The sequence below is a fragment of the Massilia sp. genome (genome assembly GCF_031995545.1).
Taxonomy (GTDB): domain Bacteria; phylum Pseudomonadota; class Gammaproteobacteria; order Burkholderiales; family Burkholderiaceae_D; genus Telluria.
The window spans coordinates 54,389-71,306 of record NZ_DAMAGA010000012.1; the positions used below are offsets into that span (position 1 = coordinate 54,389).

At 65.0% G+C, this 16,918-nt stretch carries 14 protein-coding genes; 3 read left to right on the top strand and 11 right to left on the bottom strand.

Annotated features, from left to right (window positions below):
* Positions 1–10 precede the first annotated feature (10 nt).
* The 7 genes from aroKB to RTQ83_RS11170 all read right to left on the bottom strand — a co-directional run bounded on the left by aroKB (position 11) and on the right by RTQ83_RS11170 (position 8,831).
* Complete coding sequence (gene aroKB, locus RTQ83_RS11140; protein WP_409456106.1) at positions 11–1,627, bottom strand: bifunctional shikimate kinase/3-dehydroquinate synthase AroKB; 1,617 nt, start codon at positions 1,625–1,627, stop codon at positions 11–13.
* Between the two features lie 141 nt (positions 1,628–1,768).
* A complete protein-coding gene (locus tag RTQ83_RS11145) occupies positions 1,769–3,694 on the bottom strand; it encodes an Ig-like domain-containing protein (protein WP_312514353.1) in 1,926 nt (641 codons plus the stop codon).
* 71 nt (positions 3,695–3,765) lie between these two features.
* Positions 3,766–5,976 carry a type IV pilus secretin PilQ gene (gene pilQ, locus RTQ83_RS11150; protein ID WP_312514355.1) on the bottom strand — a complete coding sequence of 737 codons (2,211 nt, stop codon included), beginning with the start codon at positions 5,974–5,976 and terminating at the stop codon, positions 3,766–3,768.
* Positions 5,973–6,512 (bottom strand): pilus assembly protein PilP, encoded by a 540-nt coding sequence (locus tag RTQ83_RS11155; protein ID WP_312514357.1) that lies wholly within the window; start codon positions 6,510–6,512, stop codon positions 5,973–5,975. Before RTQ83_RS11155 ends, pilQ begins: the two co-directional genes overlap by 4 nt.
* Positions 6,512–7,189, bottom strand: coding sequence for a type 4a pilus biogenesis protein PilO (locus RTQ83_RS11160; RefSeq protein ID WP_312514358.1), 678 nt, complete (start codon positions 7,187–7,189; stop codon positions 6,512–6,514). Before RTQ83_RS11160 ends, RTQ83_RS11155 begins: the two co-directional genes overlap by 1 nt.
* Complete coding sequence (locus RTQ83_RS11165; RefSeq protein ID WP_312514359.1) at positions 7,186–7,809, bottom strand: PilN domain-containing protein; 624 nt, start codon at positions 7,807–7,809, stop codon at positions 7,186–7,188. The genes RTQ83_RS11160 and RTQ83_RS11165 overlap by 4 nt, the downstream gene beginning before the upstream one ends.
* Positions 7,809–8,831 carry a pilus assembly protein PilM gene (locus RTQ83_RS11170; protein ID WP_409456105.1) on the bottom strand — a complete coding sequence of 341 codons (1,023 nt, stop codon included), beginning with the start codon at positions 8,829–8,831 and terminating at the stop codon, positions 7,809–7,811. Before RTQ83_RS11170 ends, RTQ83_RS11165 begins: the two co-directional genes overlap by 1 nt.
* A 431-nt stretch (positions 8,832–9,262) precedes the next feature.
* Here RTQ83_RS11170 and RTQ83_RS11175 point away from each other — a divergent pair, with 431 nt between their 5' ends.
* Positions 9,263–11,596 carry a penicillin-binding protein 1A gene (locus tag RTQ83_RS11175; RefSeq protein WP_312514362.1) on the top strand — a complete coding sequence of 778 codons (2,334 nt, stop codon included), beginning with the start codon at positions 9,263–9,265 and terminating at the stop codon, positions 11,594–11,596.
* A gap of 74 nt (positions 11,597–11,670) precedes the next feature.
* Here the strand turns inward: RTQ83_RS11175 and cyaY are convergent, their stop codons facing one another.
* On the bottom strand, positions 11,671–12,000 hold the full coding sequence (cyaY, locus tag RTQ83_RS11180) for an iron donor protein CyaY (protein ID WP_312514364.1): 330 nt from the start codon (positions 11,998–12,000) through the stop codon (positions 11,671–11,673).
* A gap of 41 nt (positions 12,001–12,041) precedes the next feature.
* Between cyaY and lptM the strand changes: the two genes are divergently transcribed.
* Entirely contained in the window at positions 12,042–12,230 is a 189-nt protein-coding gene (lptM, locus tag RTQ83_RS11185; RefSeq protein ID WP_312514366.1) for an LPS translocon maturation chaperone LptM, read from the top strand.
* A 4-nt stretch (positions 12,231–12,234) separates the two neighbouring features.
* Entirely contained in the window at positions 12,235–13,512 is a 1,278-nt protein-coding gene (lysA, locus tag RTQ83_RS11190) for a diaminopimelate decarboxylase (RefSeq protein WP_312514368.1), read from the top strand.
* 531 nt (positions 13,513–14,043) lie between these two features.
* On the opposite strand, the gene RTQ83_RS11195 is transcribed toward lysA, so the two are convergent.
* The 3 genes from RTQ83_RS11195 to ccsB all read right to left on the bottom strand — a co-directional run bounded on the left by RTQ83_RS11195 (position 14,044) and on the right by ccsB (position 16,905).
* Complete coding sequence (locus tag RTQ83_RS11195; RefSeq protein ID WP_312514370.1) at positions 14,044–14,667, bottom strand: protein-methionine-sulfoxide reductase heme-binding subunit MsrQ; 624 nt, start codon at positions 14,665–14,667, stop codon at positions 14,044–14,046.
* Positions 14,667–15,641, bottom strand: coding sequence for a protein-methionine-sulfoxide reductase catalytic subunit MsrP (msrP, locus tag RTQ83_RS11200; RefSeq protein WP_312514372.1), 975 nt, complete (start codon positions 15,639–15,641; stop codon positions 14,667–14,669). Before msrP ends, RTQ83_RS11195 begins: the two co-directional genes overlap by 1 nt.
* A gap of 85 nt (positions 15,642–15,726) precedes the next feature.
* Positions 15,727–16,905 (bottom strand): c-type cytochrome biogenesis protein CcsB, encoded by a 1,179-nt coding sequence (ccsB, locus tag RTQ83_RS11205; RefSeq protein WP_312514374.1) that lies wholly within the window; start codon positions 16,903–16,905, stop codon positions 15,727–15,729.
* Positions 16,906–16,918 lie beyond the last annotated feature (13 nt).

Sequence of the window (16,918 nt, forward strand, 5' to 3'; positions counted from 1 at the left end):
GCCCTCCCCTTCAGCCGCTGCAGGCCGCCAGCGTCGAGCGCAGGTGCTCGATCGGCGCGGTGGTGATCGACGGGCTGCCGAGCGGTTTCAGAAGAATGAAGCGGATTTCGCCGCCCTCGTTCTTCTTGTCCACCGCCATCAGCTCGATCCAGCGCGCCTCGCCCAGGTCGGGCGCGCTGGCCGGCAGGCCGGCGGCGCGCACCAGGGCGCGCATGCGCTCCACGCTGGCCGGATCGATCAGGCCCAGGCGCGCTGACAGGTCGGCCGCCATCACCATGCCGCAGCCGACCGCTTCGCCGTGCAGCCAGGCGCCGTAGCCGAGACCGTTCTCGATCGCGTGGCCGAACGTGTGGCCGAAGTTCAGCACCGCACGCAGGCCGCCTTCGCGCTCGTCCTTGCGCACCACGTCGGCCTTGATCTCGCACGAACGCGCGATGGCGTGCGCCAGCGCGTCGGGGTCGCGCCCGACCAGTTTGTCGATATTCGCTTCGATCCAGTCGAAGAAGGCGGCGTCCAGCACCGCGCCGTGCTTGATTACTTCGGCCAGGCCGGCGGCCAGCTCGCGCGCCGGCAGCGTGTCCAGGGTGGCGGTATCGGCCAGCACCGCGCGCGGCTGATAAAACGCGCCGATCATGTTCTTGCCCAGCGGGTGGTTGATGCCGGTCTTGCCGCCGACCGAGGAATCGACCTGGGCCAGCAGCGTGGTCGGGATCTGCACGAACGGCACGCCGCGCATATAGCTCGAGGCGGCGAAGCCGGTCAGGTCGCCGATCACGCCGCCGCCCAAGGCCACCAGCGTGGTCTTGCGGTCGCATTTATTCTGCAGCAGCGCGTCGTACACCAGGTTCAGCGACTGCCAGTTCTTGTGCTCTTCGCCGTCCGGCAGCACGATCTCGACCACTTCGCGGCCGGCCGCGCGCAGGTGGCCGGCGACCTTGTCCAGGTACAGCGGCGCGACCGTGGTGTTGGTGACGATGGCCACCTTCTGGCCCTGGATATGGCGCGCCAGCAGTGCGCCATCGTCCAGCAGGCCGGGGCCGATCGCGATCGGGTAGCTGCGCTCGCCGAGATCGACGTTGAGGGTGAGGTGGGTCTGTGCCTGTTCGTTCATCGCTGTCCTTGCAAGCCGGCGCGCGCGTGCGTTTTCCTGCGCCGCCAGCTGGTCCAATATGGTTTGTACCATCGATTGTACGTTAGGACGGCCGGTGTCGATGACCAGGTCCGCGATCTCGCGGTACAGCGGATCGCGCTGCTCGAGCAGCTCTTCCAGCTTGGCGCGCGGGTCGGCGGTCTGCAGCAGCGGACGGTTCTTGTCATGCGAGGTGCGCTGCAGGATGCTGCCGATCGAGGCGCGCAGGTAGATCACGGTGCCGCGCTCGGCCAGCAGGGCGCGGCTTTCAGGATTCAGCACGGCGCCGCCGCCGGTGGCCAGCACCAGGCCGTCCTGGGCGGTCAGGTCGCGGATCACGTCGGCTTCGCGCTTGCGAAAGCAGGCCTCCCCTTCGATCTCGAAGATCCAGGGAATGGTGGCGCCGGTGCGCGCCTCGATCTCGTGGTCGGAGTCGATGAAGCGGCGGTTCAGCTTGCGCGCAAGCAGCCGGCCGATGGTGGTCTTTCCCGCCCCCATCAGGCCGACAAGGAAAATATTGTTGTTCTTGGGATGTGGCACTACCAAGCCCGCTCAAATGAAAAGGCGACCAGTATAGACTGGCAGCCTCTCATTTCGTCAAATCATCGCGTCAAGCTATCCCCGACGCGTAGCGCGGAATCACGGGCAGGTGAAGTTCATGGTGAACGCCTTCGAGCTGGTGTCGCCGCGCGGCGTGGTCACCGACACGTTGAAGGTCGCCTTGGCCGCCGCGGTGCACGGCTTGGTGGCGGCGTTCAGCGTGACGCGGTGGGTCGAGCCGTTGGGCGCGGTGCCGCTGCTGTGGACGGCGAAGATGTTGCCCACCTTGGCCGGAGTGATCTCCACCAGCGTGGCGCCGGACAGGCCGGTGATCGCCACCACCGAGTCCGCTGGCAGCGGATTGCCGTTAAGATCGGTCAGCTGCAGCGTAAACACCTTCGGATCGGCGGCCGGCGCATCGCCCAGGTCGATCGGATCGCCGCTGGCCGGGGTGGTGCTGCCATTCACGTAGACCCGGGCCAGGATGTTGTCGCTCAGGGTGATGGTGGTCTTGGCGAACTGGGTATTGGTGCCGTCGGTGGTGCTGGCGCAGATGGTCGCCACGCCCGGACGGGTGCTGTCCGGCGAGACGCCCGGGCCGCTGCCGGTGTTGCATGGCGTGGCCGGCAGGTTCGGCAGCGCGGTGCGCGGGTTCTGCACGCGGAAGTCGACCGAGCAGCCGCCGTTCACGGTCAGGCAGCCGCCGCGGTCGGACGAACCGATGGCGCCGATATTGGTCTGGAACACCACCGGGGTACCGTCCGCCACCGGGTTGCCGAACCCGTCGGCGATCAGGATGTTGGCGACCGAGGCCGGGGTGCTGGTGCCGCTGTCGAAGGTGCCGTCGACATTGGCCTTGGTCACGCTCAGCGAGAAGGCGCGCTGCACCAGCTGGCCGGTGGTCACCACGATCGAATCGGACGCGGTGGTGATGTCGGGACGGTTGGCGGTGGCGGTGCCCGGCAGCGTGGCGTGGACGCGGAAGCTGGTCGGCATCGTGCCCGAGTTGACGGTGGTGATCACTTCACCGTTGGCGTCGGTGTTGTCGCGCGCCTTGTTCAGGGTGACCACGCCTTCTGGCATCACCCGGAAATCGACCGCTTTGCCGGCCAGCGGACGGCCGAACACGTCGAACACGCGGAAGCGCAGGGTGGCGGTCTCGGTGCGGTTGATGCCGCCCTGGCCGCGGATCACGATCGATTTGTCGTTTGGTACTGCTTCAGCGAACTGGACCGAGGCGGCGCTCGGCGCCGCGATCGCCAGCGAGGCGGCGGCCGGAGTGGCGACGCCGTCGGACGAGACGGTGATCACGTCGTTGTTGCCGCAACCCTGGTCGCGATATACGGTCTGGGCGGTGCCCATATTGGTGGCGACGCTGGCTGCCAGGGTCGCCTTGCCGGCGGTCACGCAGGCCGAGCTGAAGCTGACGTTGACCTGCTGGCCGGTGTACTTGGCGCCGTTGGCCAGCAGATCGACCGACACCAGGGTCGAACCATAGGCATCGATGCTGGCCGTATCCAGGCGCACCGCGCTGAAGCTGAGCGCGGTGGCATTGACGGAATAGTTGGCGCTGCCGCTGACGGTGGTCGCGGTGCCGGGCAAGGTGGCGGTGGCGGTGACGCTGCCGGCGCCGCCCGCGGCCAGGCTGGCGGCGCGCATGGTGATGCTGGCGGTCCCGCTGGCGTCGGTCAGCGCGGTGCCGGACTCGGGCGCGAACACGGCCAGGGTGGCGCTCGAGGTGAAAGCGACCAGGGCATTGGGCACCGGCTTGTTGCTGGCGTCGAGCACGACCGCGCGCACGGTCAGTGGCGTGGCGCCGCTGAGCGCGCCGCTGGCCTGGCCATTGGCGCCGACCAGGGTCACGCCGACGCTCGGCGCCGCCGGCGTGGTAGTGCCGCCGCCGCTGCCGCCGTTGCCGGTGTTGCCGACGGTGGTGCCGGGGCTGCCGCCACCGCCGCCGCAGGCGCTCAGGGTGGCCGCCAGGAGCAGGGCCAGGGTGCCGTAGGTAAAGTTCGGGTTTTTCATATCAGGACTTGTTGTTGTCGGTTGTTGTGATGGATGAAATTCCTGGCCCGGCAGCGCTGCTCTCTGCTACATCAGCGCACGCCGGCCACGTTCTCGTTGACGATCTTGGGCGTGATGAACACCAGCAATTCGGTCTTGGTGCTCTCGCGTCCGGTCGTCTTGAACAGGTAGCCCAGCAGCGGGACGTCGCCCAGCAGCGGGGTCTTGGTCACGTTGTTGCGCTCGGTCTGTTGGTAAATGCCGCCCAGTACCACGGTGCCGCCGTTCTCGACCATGACCTTGGTCTTGACGTGCTGGGTGTTGATGGCGAAGCCGGCGCGGGTCTCGTCGCCCTTGGAATCCTTGTTGACGTCGACTTCCAGCACCACGTTGCCGTCCGGCGTGATCTGCGGGATCACTTCCAGGCGCAGGTTGGCTTTCTTGAAGCTGATCGAGGTGGCGCCGCTGCTGGTGGCCTGTTCGTACGGCAGCTCGACGCCCTGCTCGATCACGGCGACCTGCTTGTCTTCGGTGACCACGCGCGGCGACGAGATGATCTTGCCCTTGCCGTCGGCTTCCAGCGCCGACAGTTCCAGGTTCAGGAAGCGGTTGGCGGCCGACGAGAACAGCGAGAACGCCAGCGAGGTCGGGGCGATGCCGCCGATATTCGCGGCCGGCAGGTTGACCATGGTGGTGTTGGCGAAACTGTTCTCGCTCGAGACCTGGCCGGTGACCTGGCCCACGCCGTTCAGGTTGCCGCCGATGGCGATGCGCTCGTTGCCGCTGACCTGCCAGCCCGAGTCGCCGCCGCGCAGGGTGCGCATGTCGGCGAAGCCGAGCTTGGCGCCCAGGTTGCGCGAGAAGCCGTCGTTGGCTTCCACCAGGCGCGCCTCGATCAGCACCTGCTTGGAGGCGATGTCGGTCTTCTGGATGAGTTTACGGATATCCTCGATCTTGGAGGCGATGTCGGTCACGAACAGCTGGTTGGTGCGCGGGTCGATGATGGCGCTGCCGCGCTTGGACAGCACGCGGTTCTTGTCGTTGGCGCTGGCGCCGCCGTTGGCGTCGAGGCCGAACACGTTGCGGAACGATTCCGCCTTCTGGTAGTTCAGCTGGAAGATCTCCGAGCGCAGCGGCTCGAGTTCGGCGATCTGGGCGCGCTGCTCGAGCTCCAGCTTTTCCTTGGTCAGCAGTTCTTCTTTCGGCGCGATCCACAGCACGGTGCCGTTCTTGCGCATGTCCAGGCCCTTGGCGGTCAGGATCACGTCCAGCGCCTGGTCCCACGGCACGTCGCGCAGGCGCAGCGTCAGGTTGCCGGCAACCGAATCGCTGGTGATGATGTTCAGGCCCGAGATGTCGGCGATTGCCTGCAGTGCGGCGCGCACTTCCACGTTCTGGAAGTTGAACGACAGCTTTTCGCCGTTGAAGCCTTGCGGATTGTTCGCCGAGCCCTGGCTGACGCGGTTCGGATCGACCGCCACCTTGCGCACCTCGACCACCAGCTGGGTGTCGCTCTGGTACACCGACTGCTCCCAGTTGCCCTGGGCGGCGATGGTCATGCGGGTGTTGTCGCCGTGGCTGGTGGTGGTCACGCTCGAAACCGGGGTGCCGAAGTCGGTCACGTCCAGGCGGCGGCGCAGGTTTTCCGGCAGGCGGGTGCCGGCAAAGTCGACCACCACGCCGCTGGCGGTCTGGCGCACGTCGACCGCGACCTGGCTGTTGGGCAGGTCGACCACCACGCGGCCGGCGTTGTTGGCGCCGCTCTTGAAGTCGAGGCCGCGCAGGGCCGGACGCACGCTGGCGGCCGGAGCCGCAGCAGCAGCCGGCAAGCCGTCGGCATTCACCGCGCGCGCCACGGCGCCGGTGCCTTCGACAGTGACGATCACCGACTTGCCGTCGATCGCGGTGGCGTAGTTGAGCGGACGCGACAGGTTCAGCACCAGGCGCGTGCGTTCGCCGGCCTGCACAAGGTTCACGCCGCGCACGTCGCCCAGGTTCAGTTCCTGGGTCGATTTGCCGGTCGCGTTGGCGGTGGCGCCGAAATCGAGCGCGATGCGGGCCGGGTTGGTGATCGCGAAACCGATCGGCGCGCGCGCCGGCGCCTGGCGCATGGCGACATTGATGACCACGTTGGCGCCCTGCTGGTTGGCGGTGATCGATTCGATCGCATTCTGGGGCGTCGACTGGGCCTGCGCCAGCGCGGCGCCGGCCGTCAGCAGCAGTGCGGCGGCAGCGCGCGCCAGGGCCGCGGGCACGGCAAAGCTGAAGCGCGAACGCGGACGCATGTTAAAACCTGGGGTCATTTCCCACTCTCCTTGTTTTCCTGCAGCTCGATCGTTGCCATGCGTTCGGTCCAGTCGCCGTTCGAATCCTGCACGGCTTCGCGCAGTTCGATGGCGCCGTCGGTGATGCGCACGATGCGGCCATAGTTCTGTCCCATCCGCTGGCCGGCGCGCACGTGGTACAAGGTGCGTTCGACCTGCACCAGCGCGTAGCTGACGCCGCCTTTATGGAGCGTGCCGACCATCTGCATCGTGTCCAGCGGGAAGTTTTCGAGCAATTCTTTGGGCCGGTTCACGTCCGGCTGATACGGGTTGCGGCGCGTGGCGCCGGCCTGGGTCGCGTCGCCGCTGAGCTTGGCGATGTTGAACGGGTCCAGCGCTTCGCCCGGCACATAGCCTTGCGGCACGAACTGGGTCGGCGCCGGCAGCGGCTCGACCTTGGCCGCGGTGCGCGCTTCGACCTGACGCATCCAGTCCTGGATCTCGCCCACGCCGCCGTCGCCGCAGCCGGCCAGCAACAAGGCCGCCAACGCCGGCGCAAACTGTTTAACGTGCATCACGAGCCGCCTCCGCGCTTGCGCTTGTTCTTCTTCTCTTCCGCGCGCGCCTTGCGCTGCGCCGCCAGTTCTTCCTGGTCGAGGTAGCGGAAGGTCTTGGCGATGGCTTCCATTTCCAGCACGCCGTCCTTATCAAGGATCGCCAGATTGTTCAGCGTGACGATGCGCGGCAGGTTCGCCATGTCGGCGGCAAACGCGCCCATGTCGTGGTAGCGGCCATTCACACGGATGTCGATCGGCAGCTCGGCGTAATAGTCGCGCAGCACTTCCTGGCCCGGCTTGAACATCTGGAACTGCAGGCCGCGGCCGACGCCGGCCTGGTTGATGTCCGACAGCAGATCCGCGATCTGCGATTTGTTAGGCAGCTGGCGTTCCAGGCGCGCCACGTACTGGTCGACCTGGTTCTTCTGTTCCTTGAGCGCTTCCAGGTTGATCGCCTGCGCCATCTTGGCTTCGTATTCGGTGCGCAGGGTCTGTTCCTGGGCGGCGCCGCTGTCCTGCTGCGCGAACTGTTCGCTCCAGTAGAAGAAGTAGCCCAGGCCAATCACCGCCGCCATCACACCGGCCGCGCACAGCAGACGCGGCGCCAGCGGCCACTGGCCCGGCTGGCGTCCCTGCAAGTCCTGGAACTGGGCCGCCAGGTCGGCGAACAGCTCGTTGAGATCGATATTCTTCATGTGCTGCTCTTGGCACGTTTGACCGGCTTGCCATCCTTGCCGGCCTGTTCTTCGTCGCGGCTGCGCTTGATCGCAACGGTCAGGGTGAACTCGACCACGCGGCGCACGCTGGTTCCCTTGGCGCCGCCGACGGTCGCGGCGCGCACCTCGACCAGCTCGGGCGTCTGCAGCCAGGGCGAGGCGCCGGACAGGTTGCGCAGCAGTTCGGCCACCCGCTCCTGCGACTGGGCGCTGCCGCCCAGGGTCACGCGGCGGCCATCCTGCTTCACGCTTTTCAGCTGCACGCCTTCCGGAGTCTGGCGCACCAGCTCGTCGAGCAGGTGCACCGGCTGGTTGCGGTCGCCCTGCAGGTCTTCCACCGCCTGCTGGCGCGCCTGCAGGGCGGCGATGTCTTCCTTGAGGGTCTTGATCTCGGCAATTTTCTTGTCGAGGTCGGCGCTGGCCTGGGTCAGCACGGCGTTGCGCTGTTCCTGGACCGAGATCTGGCGCGCGTTGTAGCCGCCCACCAGCAGCACCACAGCCGCGCCCACCACGCCGCCCAGCGCCAGCAGGGCCACGAAGGCTTGCTGCTTCTGCTTGCGTTTGGCTTCGCGGTGCGGGAGAAGGTTAATCCGGATCATCAGCCGAACCTCCGCAGCGCCAGGCCGCAGGCGACCAGGAAGGCCGGGCCCTCCTGGCGCAGCTGGTGTTCGCGCACGCTCGGGCCGAACTGCATGCCGTCGAACGGCGCGACCAGGGCAGTGTTGATGCGGGTACGGCTGGCAACGATGTCGAGCAGGCCCGGCAGCAGCGCGCAGCCGCCGGCCAGGTACAGCCCGTCGATCCGGGTGTACGGGGTCGAGGTGTAGAAGAACTGGATCGCGCGCGTGATTTCGAGCGCCGCGTTTTCCAGGAACGGCGCCAGCACGTCGGGGCCGTAGTTCTCGGGCAGGTCGTTGGCTTTCTTGCGGGTTTCCGCTTCCTCGAACGCCATGCCGTAGGCGCGCACGATGTCCTGGGTCAGCTGGTTGCCGCCGAACGGCTGCTCACGCTCGTAGACGGTGTCGGCGCCGACCAGCACCGAGACGTGGGTGGCCTGGGCGCCGATCTGGAACAGGGCTGTGATCTGGCCGGCGCGCGGCATCACCGCGTGTTCCAGTGCGCTGCGGGCGGCATACGATTCGATGTCCATCACGGTGGCGATCAGGCCCGAGGCTTCGGCGATCGCGACCCGGTCTTCGACTTTTTCGCGGCGTGCGGCGGCCAGCATGACTTCCATGTCTTCGGCGGAATTGGGAGCGGCGCCGATCACGTCGAAGTCGAGGCTGACCTCATCGAGCGCGAACGGGATATACTGGCTGGCCTCTGACTCGACCTGCACTTCCAGCTGGTCTTCCGACAGCCCGGCCGGCAGGATGATCTTCTTGGTAATGACAGCGGCCGGCGGCATGCCGAGCGCCACGTGGCGGGCACGGGTGCCGCTTTTTTTCCAGACCCGGCGCACCGCATCGGTGACCTGCTCCAGGTTTTCGATATTGCCGTCGACCACAGCGCCGCGCGGCAGCGCTTCGGTAGCGTAGCGCTCGAGGCGGACGACACCTTTGCCGGCATCGGCCAGCTCGACCAGGCGGACACCCGACGTGCTGATATCGAGCCCGACCATTGGCGGTGTCGATCGTCCGAACAAGGAACCCAGATTGATCACTCAAACTCCCCTTAGCTACTCTTCAGCTGCTCTTCAATTAGACAGGTCACTGCAATGAACGCCCGCGAAGGGGAAGTTGTCTCGGATGCCACAGGTGTGTATTTCTTATAAAAATCCGATACTTACGTCAAATACAGAGGCAAATCGTAGCAACAAAAGATGACTGGGGACAAGATATTTCTACCTGGGAAGAATAGAATCCGGCGCGTGCGCGCCACACTTTCCGGTTTCCATTGCAAGGCCAATATTCCTCTTGTGTTTTTAGTCTTAAGACAATGTCATTAGCCTTGCCATTAAGTTCTTGCTGCTAGGATTTATTGAGCTCAAGTGAGTATCAGGCGCAAAACCGCTGCCTTATAATGAGGCGGATCAACAAAGCGAAAGTCAGCATGAAAGAGAAACAAGCTTCATCCTCTTCCTCGAAGTTCAGCCCCAAGCGTCTGTTGTTGCTTGGCATCGCTGGCGTGTTTGGTCTGGGCGCGATCGGCGTGCTGGTCGTGGTCTTCGCCCTGGCGATGGCCTACCCGAACCTGCCGGCGCTGGACACCATCACCGATTACCGGCCCAAGATGCCGCTGCGGATCTTCACCGCCGACAACGTCCTGATCGGCGAGTTCGGCGAAGAGCGCCGCACCCTGGTGCATTTCAAGGACATCCCGGACGTCATGAAGAAGGCGGTGCTGTCGATCGAGGACGACCGTTTTTATGAACACAGCGGCATCGACTACTGGGGCATCCTGCGCGCGACCGTGCACAACGCCACTAGCAGCAGTGCGCGCCAGGGCGCCTCGACCATCACCCAGCAGGTGGCGCGCAACTTCTTCCTGTCGTCCGAGCAGACCTTCAAGCGCAAGGCGTATGAAGCGATGCTGGCCTGGAAGATCGAGAAGAACCTGAGCAAGGACCAGATTCTCGAGCTGTACATGAACCAGATCTACCTGGGCCAGCGCGCCTTCGGCTTCCAGTCGGCGGCCCAGATCTATTTCGGCAAGGACCTGCGCGACATCAGCGTGGCCGAAGCGGCAATGCTGGCCGGCCTGCCGAAGGCGCCATCCGCCTACAATCCAGTGGTCAATCCGACCCGCGCCCGCACCCGCCAGCAGTACATCCTGACCCGCATGCACTCGCTCGGCTACATCACCGACGCCCAGTTCGCGCAAGCCAAGGACGAGCCGCTCAAGATCAAGTCGGACAGCACGGCCTTCGGCGTGCACGCCGAATACGTGGCCGAGATGGCGCGCCAGCTGGTCTATGAACAGTTCAAGGAAGACACCTACACCCGCGGCCTGAACGTGTTCACCACCATTACCAAGGCCGACCAGGACGCCGCCTACCTGGCGCTGCGCCGCGGCGTGATGGACTACGAACGCCGCCGCCCGTACCGCGGCCCCGAGTCGTACATCGAGATCCCGGGCGCCAAGGGCGAAGCCGACGAAGCGATCGAAGCCGAGCTGGCCGAGCATCCGGACAGCGACAACATCATCGCCGCCGTGGTGCTGGAGGTGACCGGCACCCAGGTGAAGGCGACCATCGCCTCGGGCGAGACCATCACCCTGAGCGGCCCGGGCCTGACCTTCGCGCGCGCCTGGCTGTCCGACAAGGCGGCGCCGAACCGCCGCATCCGCCGCGGCGCGGTGATCCGCGTGACGCAGGACGACGAATCGAAATGGCTGATCACCCAGATGCCGGAAGTCGAATCGGCGTTTGTTGCGGCCGATACCGAAAGCGGTGCGATCCGCGCGCTGGTGGGCGGCTTCGACTTCAACCGCAACAAGTTCAACCACGTGACCCAGGCCTGGCGCCAGCCGGGTTCTTCGTTCAAGCCGTTCATCTATTCGGCCTCGCTCGAGCGCGGCCTGTCGCCGGCCACCGTGATCAACGACGCGCCGATCTCGTTTGACGCCGGCCAGACCGGCGGCCAGGCGTGGGAACCGAAGAACTACGACAACAAGTACGACGGCCCGATGACCATGCGCCGCGGCCTGATGCAGTCGAAGAACATGATCTCGATCCGCATTCTGAACAAGATCGGCGCCCGCTACGGCCAGGAATTCGCGAACCGCTTCGGTTTCGATCCGGAACGCAATCCGGCGTATCTGACGATGGCGCTGGGCGCGGGCTCGACCACGCCGCTGCAGATGGCCGGTGCCTACGCCGTGTTCGCCAACGGCGGCTACCGCATCAGCCCGTACCTGATCTCGAAAGTGACCGACAGCGATGGCAAGGTGCTGTCGGAAGCGCGTCCGGCCAAAGCGGGCGACGAAGCCAACCGCGTGATCGATGCGCGCAACGCCTTCCTGATGGACAGCATGCTCAAGGACGTGGTGCGCCACGGCACCGCGGTCAAGGCGATGTCCCTGAAGCGCACCGACCTGGCGGGCAAGACCGGCACCACCAACGACTCGATCGACGCCTGGTTCGCCGGCTACCAGCCGAAGCTGGTCGGTATCGCCTGGATGGGCTACGACAAGCCGCGCAACCTGGGCAACCGCGAAACCGGCGGCGGCCTGGCGCTGCCGATCTGGATCGGCTACATGCAGAAGGCGCTCAAGTCGGAACCGATGGTGGAACGCGAAGTGCCGGCCGGGCTGGTGCAGTATGGGAACGAGTTCTACTACGCGGAGACGCCGCCGGGAATGGGCGTCGAGACGCTGGACGTGGGACCGCCGCCGGCGCCGAGCGAGCAGAAGGTGCGCGACGCGGTGCGGAACGAATTGTTCTGATCTGATCGTTAGATAGCAAAAAGGGGCAGCCAAGTGGCTGCCCCTTTTTTATACGATCGGCCAACCCTACGCGATCACGTCAGGGATACGTTCGCCCCGCTCTGCTCGCTCGCATACTTCGACAGCGACGCGAAGAACTCGCTGTCATCGCGCGTATTGCGCCATTCCCCATCCACGCGCTTGTAGTGGAACCCGCCCGAGCGCGCCGCCACCCACATCTCCTGCAGCGGGGCCTGGCTGTTGACGATGATCTTGGACCCGTTGTCGATGAATTCGATCTCGAGCACGTTGCCGCTGCGCTTGCACTCGACATCGACCACGTCCTCGTCGTTGAGGCGGTCGAAGGCTTCCTCGATCTGGCTGAGGGTACTGTCGGCAAGGTCCAAAAATTCGGTTTCGGTCATGCTACACTCCAAAATCTGCTAATCAAACCGTGATTCTAATCGTGAAGTCCACCCTTGCGCTTCTTTCCGGCTCGGCTTTGTTGGCCGGCCTGCTGGCAGGCTGCGGCCAGACCGGTCCGCTGTACATGCCGAACCCGCCGTCGCGCCCTGCGCCGACGCCAGCCCAGACCGAACAGCCGCCTCAACCGGTGCCTTCGAATAACGCTTCCACCCCTGCCCCGCACCGTTAATTCAATGTCGCAATTTACTATCCAGGACGGCGTCCTGCACGCCGAAGGCGTCTCCCTGTCCGCCATCGCCGACCAATTCGGCACACCGACCTACGTGTATTCGAAAACCGCGCTGCTGGAAAATTTCAGCGCCTACCATGACGCCTGCCAAGGGCGCGATGCGCTGGTCTGCTACGCGATGAAGGCCAACTCCAACCTGGCCGTGCTCGACCTGCTGGCGCGCCAGGGCGCGGGCTTCGACATCGTCTCGGGCGGCGAACTGCTGCGCGTGATCGCGGCCGGCGGCGATCCGGGCAAGACCATTTTCTCGGGCGTGGGAAAAACTGTGGAAGAGATGCAGTTGGCGCTGGAAAAAGGCATCCTCTGCTTCAACGTGGAGTCGATCCCCGAACTGCACCGCCTGAACGACGTCGCCGGCAAGCTCGGCATGCGCGCGCCGGTCTCGCTGCGGGTGAATCCGAACGTGGACGCCAAGACCCACCCCTACATCGCCACCGGCCTGAAGGCGAACAAATTCGGCGTCGCCTTCGACGATGCGCTCGACACCTACCGCAGCGCCGCCGCCCTGCCCCACCTGGACCTGGTCGGCATCGACTGCCACATCGGCTCGCAGCTGCTGGACGACGCGCCGCTGCTGGAAGCACTGGATAAACTGATCGAACTGATCGACACCCTGCACAGCGAAGGCATCCACATCCACCACCTCGACATGGGCGGCGGCATCGGCGTCGACTACGGTGTCGCCGGCGACAAGCCGGCGGTGCCGGTGGGCGACTATGTGAAACGCCTGTTCGCCCGCATCGACGCCTGGCGCACTGAAAAGCACGATGGCAAGCCGATCAAGGTCATCTTCGAGCCGGGCCGTTCGATCGTGGCCGACACCGGCGTGCTGCTGACCAAAATCGAGTACCTGAAGCCGGGCGTGGAAAAGAACTTCTGCATCGTCGACGCCGCCATGAACGACCTGATGCGCCCAGCCTTGTACGAAGCCTGGATGGGTGTGCAGCAGGTAACGTCGCGCGGCGGCGAGGCCGTGACCTATGACGTGGTGGGCCCCGTATGTGAATCGGGCGACTGGCTGGCGCGCGAGCGCGAGCTGACGGTGGAAGCGGGCGACCTGCTGGCGATCATGACCGCCGGCGCCTATGGCATGACGATGGCATCGAACTACAACACCCGCGGCCGCGCCGCCGAGGTGATCGTCGATGGCGAGCAGCCGCACCTGGTGCGCCGCCGCGAAACGCCGGCCGAGCTGTTCGCGCTGGAAACGATGCTGAAGTGAAGGTTTGACCGACCTGAAATCTGAAATGACACCACCCCGAAATCACCAGCGTTCGGCGTAAACTGCCCGCTCAAAGTTTGAGCAGGCAGCTTCCGGGGTCGCTATGGCTGAAGACGATGCAGCGGGACCGTCCCTGGTGATCTGCGGCAATGGCCAGCCCGCGATTCCGTTCCTTCAAACTTACGTAAAGCCATTACAGCTGGCTTTACCGTTGAATTCCTGCTTCGTCGAAGCTGGTTTCACCCTGCAATGTTGCAGGGCCAGAGCCTTCTTCTCCACAGGCTGACACGGTGGAACTCACCGCCGTATGATAAGACTACTCAAGTTTGAATGAGTTCCAAGCTAACTGCAAAACCCTCTACCTGGTGTCGCTCGACAAGCAGGGCCGCTGCACCTCGCCGCGCACGCAGGCGGCGGTGCTGGCCGACGCCAGGAGCGAAACTCTAGCTGCAGCTTTGGTATTCGAAAGCAGTGGGCGGTGGCGAGTCTGGTGCGCCAGGCAATCGCCGCGGAAACGCTCATTCGAGAGCATCAGGCGCGTGCAGCGGCACGCGCCTTGGTCCGGCTCCACACCACGCGCAAGCCGAGCAACACGGCCACGATAATGCCGAACAGGATCGGCTGCGCGAAGTCGTTCTTGCCCGCCTTCATCCACCAGAAATGCAGGATCGCCAGCGGCGCGATCAGGTAGATCAGGCGGTGCAGCCACTGCCAGCGCTTGCCGCCGAGGCGCTTGATCATGCCGTTGGTGCTGGTCGCGGCCAGCGGAATCAGCAGCACGAAGGCGATGAAGCCGACCAGGATGAACGGCCGCTTGACCACGTCGCGCAGCATCTCGCCCACGTCGAAGAAATGGTCGAACCACAGGAAGGCGATGAAGTGCACCAGCGCATAGAAAAAGGTAAACAGCCCCAGCATCCGGCGCAGGCGCACCACCCAGTTCCAGCCGGTGAAATGGCGCAGCGGCGTCACCGCCAGCGTGATGCACAGGAAGTACAGCGCCCACTCGCCGCTGCCTTGCGTGATCGCGGCCAGCGGATCGGTGAACGCCCCGCTCGCCGTGCCCCACACCAGGCGCGCAAACGGCAGCAGGCCCAGCACGAAGATCGCCGCCTTGACCCACCCCACCTGTTTGTTGGAAAGCTGGGCCGCCATCAGAAGAAGCGCTTCAGGTCCATGCCCGAATACAGCGACGACACCTGGTCGTAGCCATTGAACATCAGCGTCTTGCGCTTGGGCTGGAACAGCCCGCTCTCGCCGATGCGGCGCTCGCTCGCCTGCGACCAGCGCGGATGGTCGACGTTCGGGTTCACGTTCGAATAAAAACCGTATTCGCGCGGCGCAGAATCGTTCCAGGCGGTGCGCGGCTGGCGCGATAGCAGGCGGATGCGCACGATCGACTTGGCCGATTTGAAGCCATATTTCCAGGGCACGATCAGGCGCACCGGCGCGCCGTTCTGGTTCGGCAGCACCTGGCCATACATGCCCATGGTCAGCAAGGTCAGCGGATGCATGGCTTCGTCGAGGCGCAGGCCTTCGACGTACGGCCAGTCGAGCACGCCGCTACGCAGGCCCGGCATCTGCTTGCTGTCGGCCAGGCTGGTGAATTCGACGAATTTGGCGTTGCCGGTCGGCTCGACCTGCTTGAGCAGGCTCGACAGCGAATAGCCGAGCCATGGGATCACCATCGACCAGCCTTCGACGCAGCGCAGGCGGTAGATGCGTTCTTCCATCGGCGCCAGCTTGAGCAGGCTGTCGATGTCGAGCGTAATCGGCTTCCTGACCTCGCCCTCGATGCGCAAGGTCCAGGGCCGGGTGCGCAGTGTGTGCGCGTTCTCGGCCGGGTCGCCCTTGTCGAGGCCGAACTCGTAGTAGTTGTTGTAGTTGCTGGCGTCCTTAAACGAGGTCAGTTTCTCGTCGGTGGACAGGGCGGCGTTGCGGCGTGCCGCCAGCTTCTGGCCATCCTGGGCCATCGCTTCGCGGTTGGCCATTTCCCAGATGCCGCTGCCGACGGCGGCGGTGGCCGCCATGCGGGCGATGAATTTGCGCCGGCCTTCGTACACGTCCTGCGGCGTGATTTCGGACGAAAACGGCAGGTCGATTCCGTTTGGATTGCGTTTGATGAGCATGGCGGCCCCGCGAACTGAGAGAACCTTTACCTTACAACAGTTCTCCTTAAGCGAGCGTTAGGCCGCCAACTTTGAACCGTTATCCTTACAGTTCTCCGTAAGAATGCAAGCCGGACAGGAACATGTTCACGCCAAGGAAGGCGAAGGTCGTCACCAGCAGGCCGACCAGCGCCCACCACGCCGCGGCCCGGCCGCGCAGGCCGCTCATCAGGCGCATGTGCAGCCAGGCCGCGTAGTTGAGCCACACGATCAGCGCCCACACCTCTTTCGGGTCCCACGACCAGTAGCCGCCCCAGGCTTCGGCGGCCCACAGCGCGCCGAGGATGGTGGCCACGGTGAAGAAGGCGAAGCCGACCGAGATCGACTTGTACATGATGTCGTCCAGCACCTCGAACGACGGCAGGCGGTCGGCCAGGATGCCGTGCGACTTGAGCAGGTAGGCAGTGGCGACCATCGCGGCCAGGGCGAAGGTGCCGTAGCCGATGAAGTTGGCCGGCACGTGGATCTTCATCCACCAGCTCTGCAGCGCAGGCACCAGCGGCTGGATCTGGGCGGCGTCGCGCGACACCGTGTACCACAGCAAAAAGGCGACCGCGGCCGAGATGATCAGCATCACGAACGGGCCCAGCTGGCGGGTGGCGTAGCGCTCTTCGTAGTACAGGTGGAACAACGCAGTGATGATGGCGAACAGGATGAACACTTCGTACAGGTTCGACACCGGGATGTGGCCGACGTCGGGACCGATCAGGTAGCTCTCGTACCAGCGCACCATCATGCCGACCGCACCCAGCAGCACGGCGGTCCAGCACAGGCGCGCGCCGACGCCGCCGCCGAACTTGCCGCGGCTGAACAGGCCGACCCAGTAGAACACGGTCGAGAACACGAACAGCGCGCTCATCCACAGGATCGCGGACTGGCTCGACAGCATGTACTTGAGGAAGAATTTCTGGTCGGCCGCGGCCAGGTTGCCGTCGTACATGGCGATCGCGCCGAGCGACAACAGGCCAACCCCGACCAGCAGCGGCCGCATCGGCTTCCAGTGCCAGCCCAGCGCCGCGAACACCGGCGCCGTGCACACCAGGATCACTTCTTCGTACACGTCCATGAAGTGGCCGTAGCGATTCAGCGCGAACAGCGCCGCCGCGCACAGGGCGACGGCGTACAGCCAGTCGAGCGCGCCCAGGCGGCGGAAATAGCCGGGCGCTTCGGTGTAGGTGCGCGTGGCCTCATTGCCCGCGACTGCTTTGGTTTGCGATAGTTCCATTGTTTCCTCCTGG

Bases quoted from the DNA above. Each gene is read 5' to 3' on its own strand.
- RTQ83_RS11145 (WP_312514353.1), bottom strand. From the start codon at position 3,694: ATGAAAAACCCGAACTTTACCTACGGCACCCTGGCCCTGCTCCTGGCG.
- RTQ83_RS11165 (WP_312514359.1), bottom strand. From the start codon at position 7,809: ATGATCCGGATTAACCTTCTCCCGCACCGCGAAGCCAAACGCAAGCAG.
- RTQ83_RS11170 (WP_409456105.1), bottom strand. From the start codon at position 8,831: ATGGTCGGGCTCGATATCAGCACGTCGGGTGTCCGCCTGGTCGAGCTG.
- aroKB (WP_409456106.1), bottom strand. From the start codon at position 1,627: ATGGGGGCGGGAAAGACCACCATCGGCCGGCTGCTTGCGCGCAAGCTG.
- RTQ83_RS11175 (WP_312514362.1), top strand. From the start codon at position 9,263: ATGAAAGAGAAACAAGCTTCATCCTCTTCCTCGAAGTTCAGCCCCAAG.
- lysA (WP_312514368.1), top strand. From the start codon at position 12,235: ATGTCGCAATTTACTATCCAGGACGGCGTCCTGCACGCCGAAGGCGTC.
- pilQ (WP_312514355.1), bottom strand. From the start codon at position 5,976: ATGACCCCAGGTTTTAACATGCGTCCGCGTTCGCGCTTCAGCTTTGCC.
- msrP (WP_312514372.1), bottom strand. From the start codon at position 15,641: ATGCTCATCAAACGCAATCCAAACGGAATCGACCTGCCGTTTTCGTCC.
- ccsB (WP_312514374.1), bottom strand. From the start codon at position 16,905: ATGGAACTATCGCAAACCAAAGCAGTCGCGGGCAATGAGGCCACGCGC.
- RTQ83_RS11195 (WP_312514370.1), bottom strand. From the start codon at position 14,667: ATGGCGGCCCAGCTTTCCAACAAACAGGTGGGGTGGGTCAAGGCGGCG.
- cyaY (WP_312514364.1), bottom strand. From the start codon at position 12,000: ATGACCGAAACCGAATTTTTGGACCTTGCCGACAGTACCCTCAGCCAG.
- RTQ83_RS11155 (WP_312514357.1), bottom strand. From the start codon at position 6,512: ATGCACGTTAAACAGTTTGCGCCGGCGTTGGCGGCCTTGTTGCTGGCC.
- RTQ83_RS11160 (WP_312514358.1), bottom strand. From the start codon at position 7,189: ATGAAGAATATCGATCTCAACGAGCTGTTCGCCGACCTGGCGGCCCAG.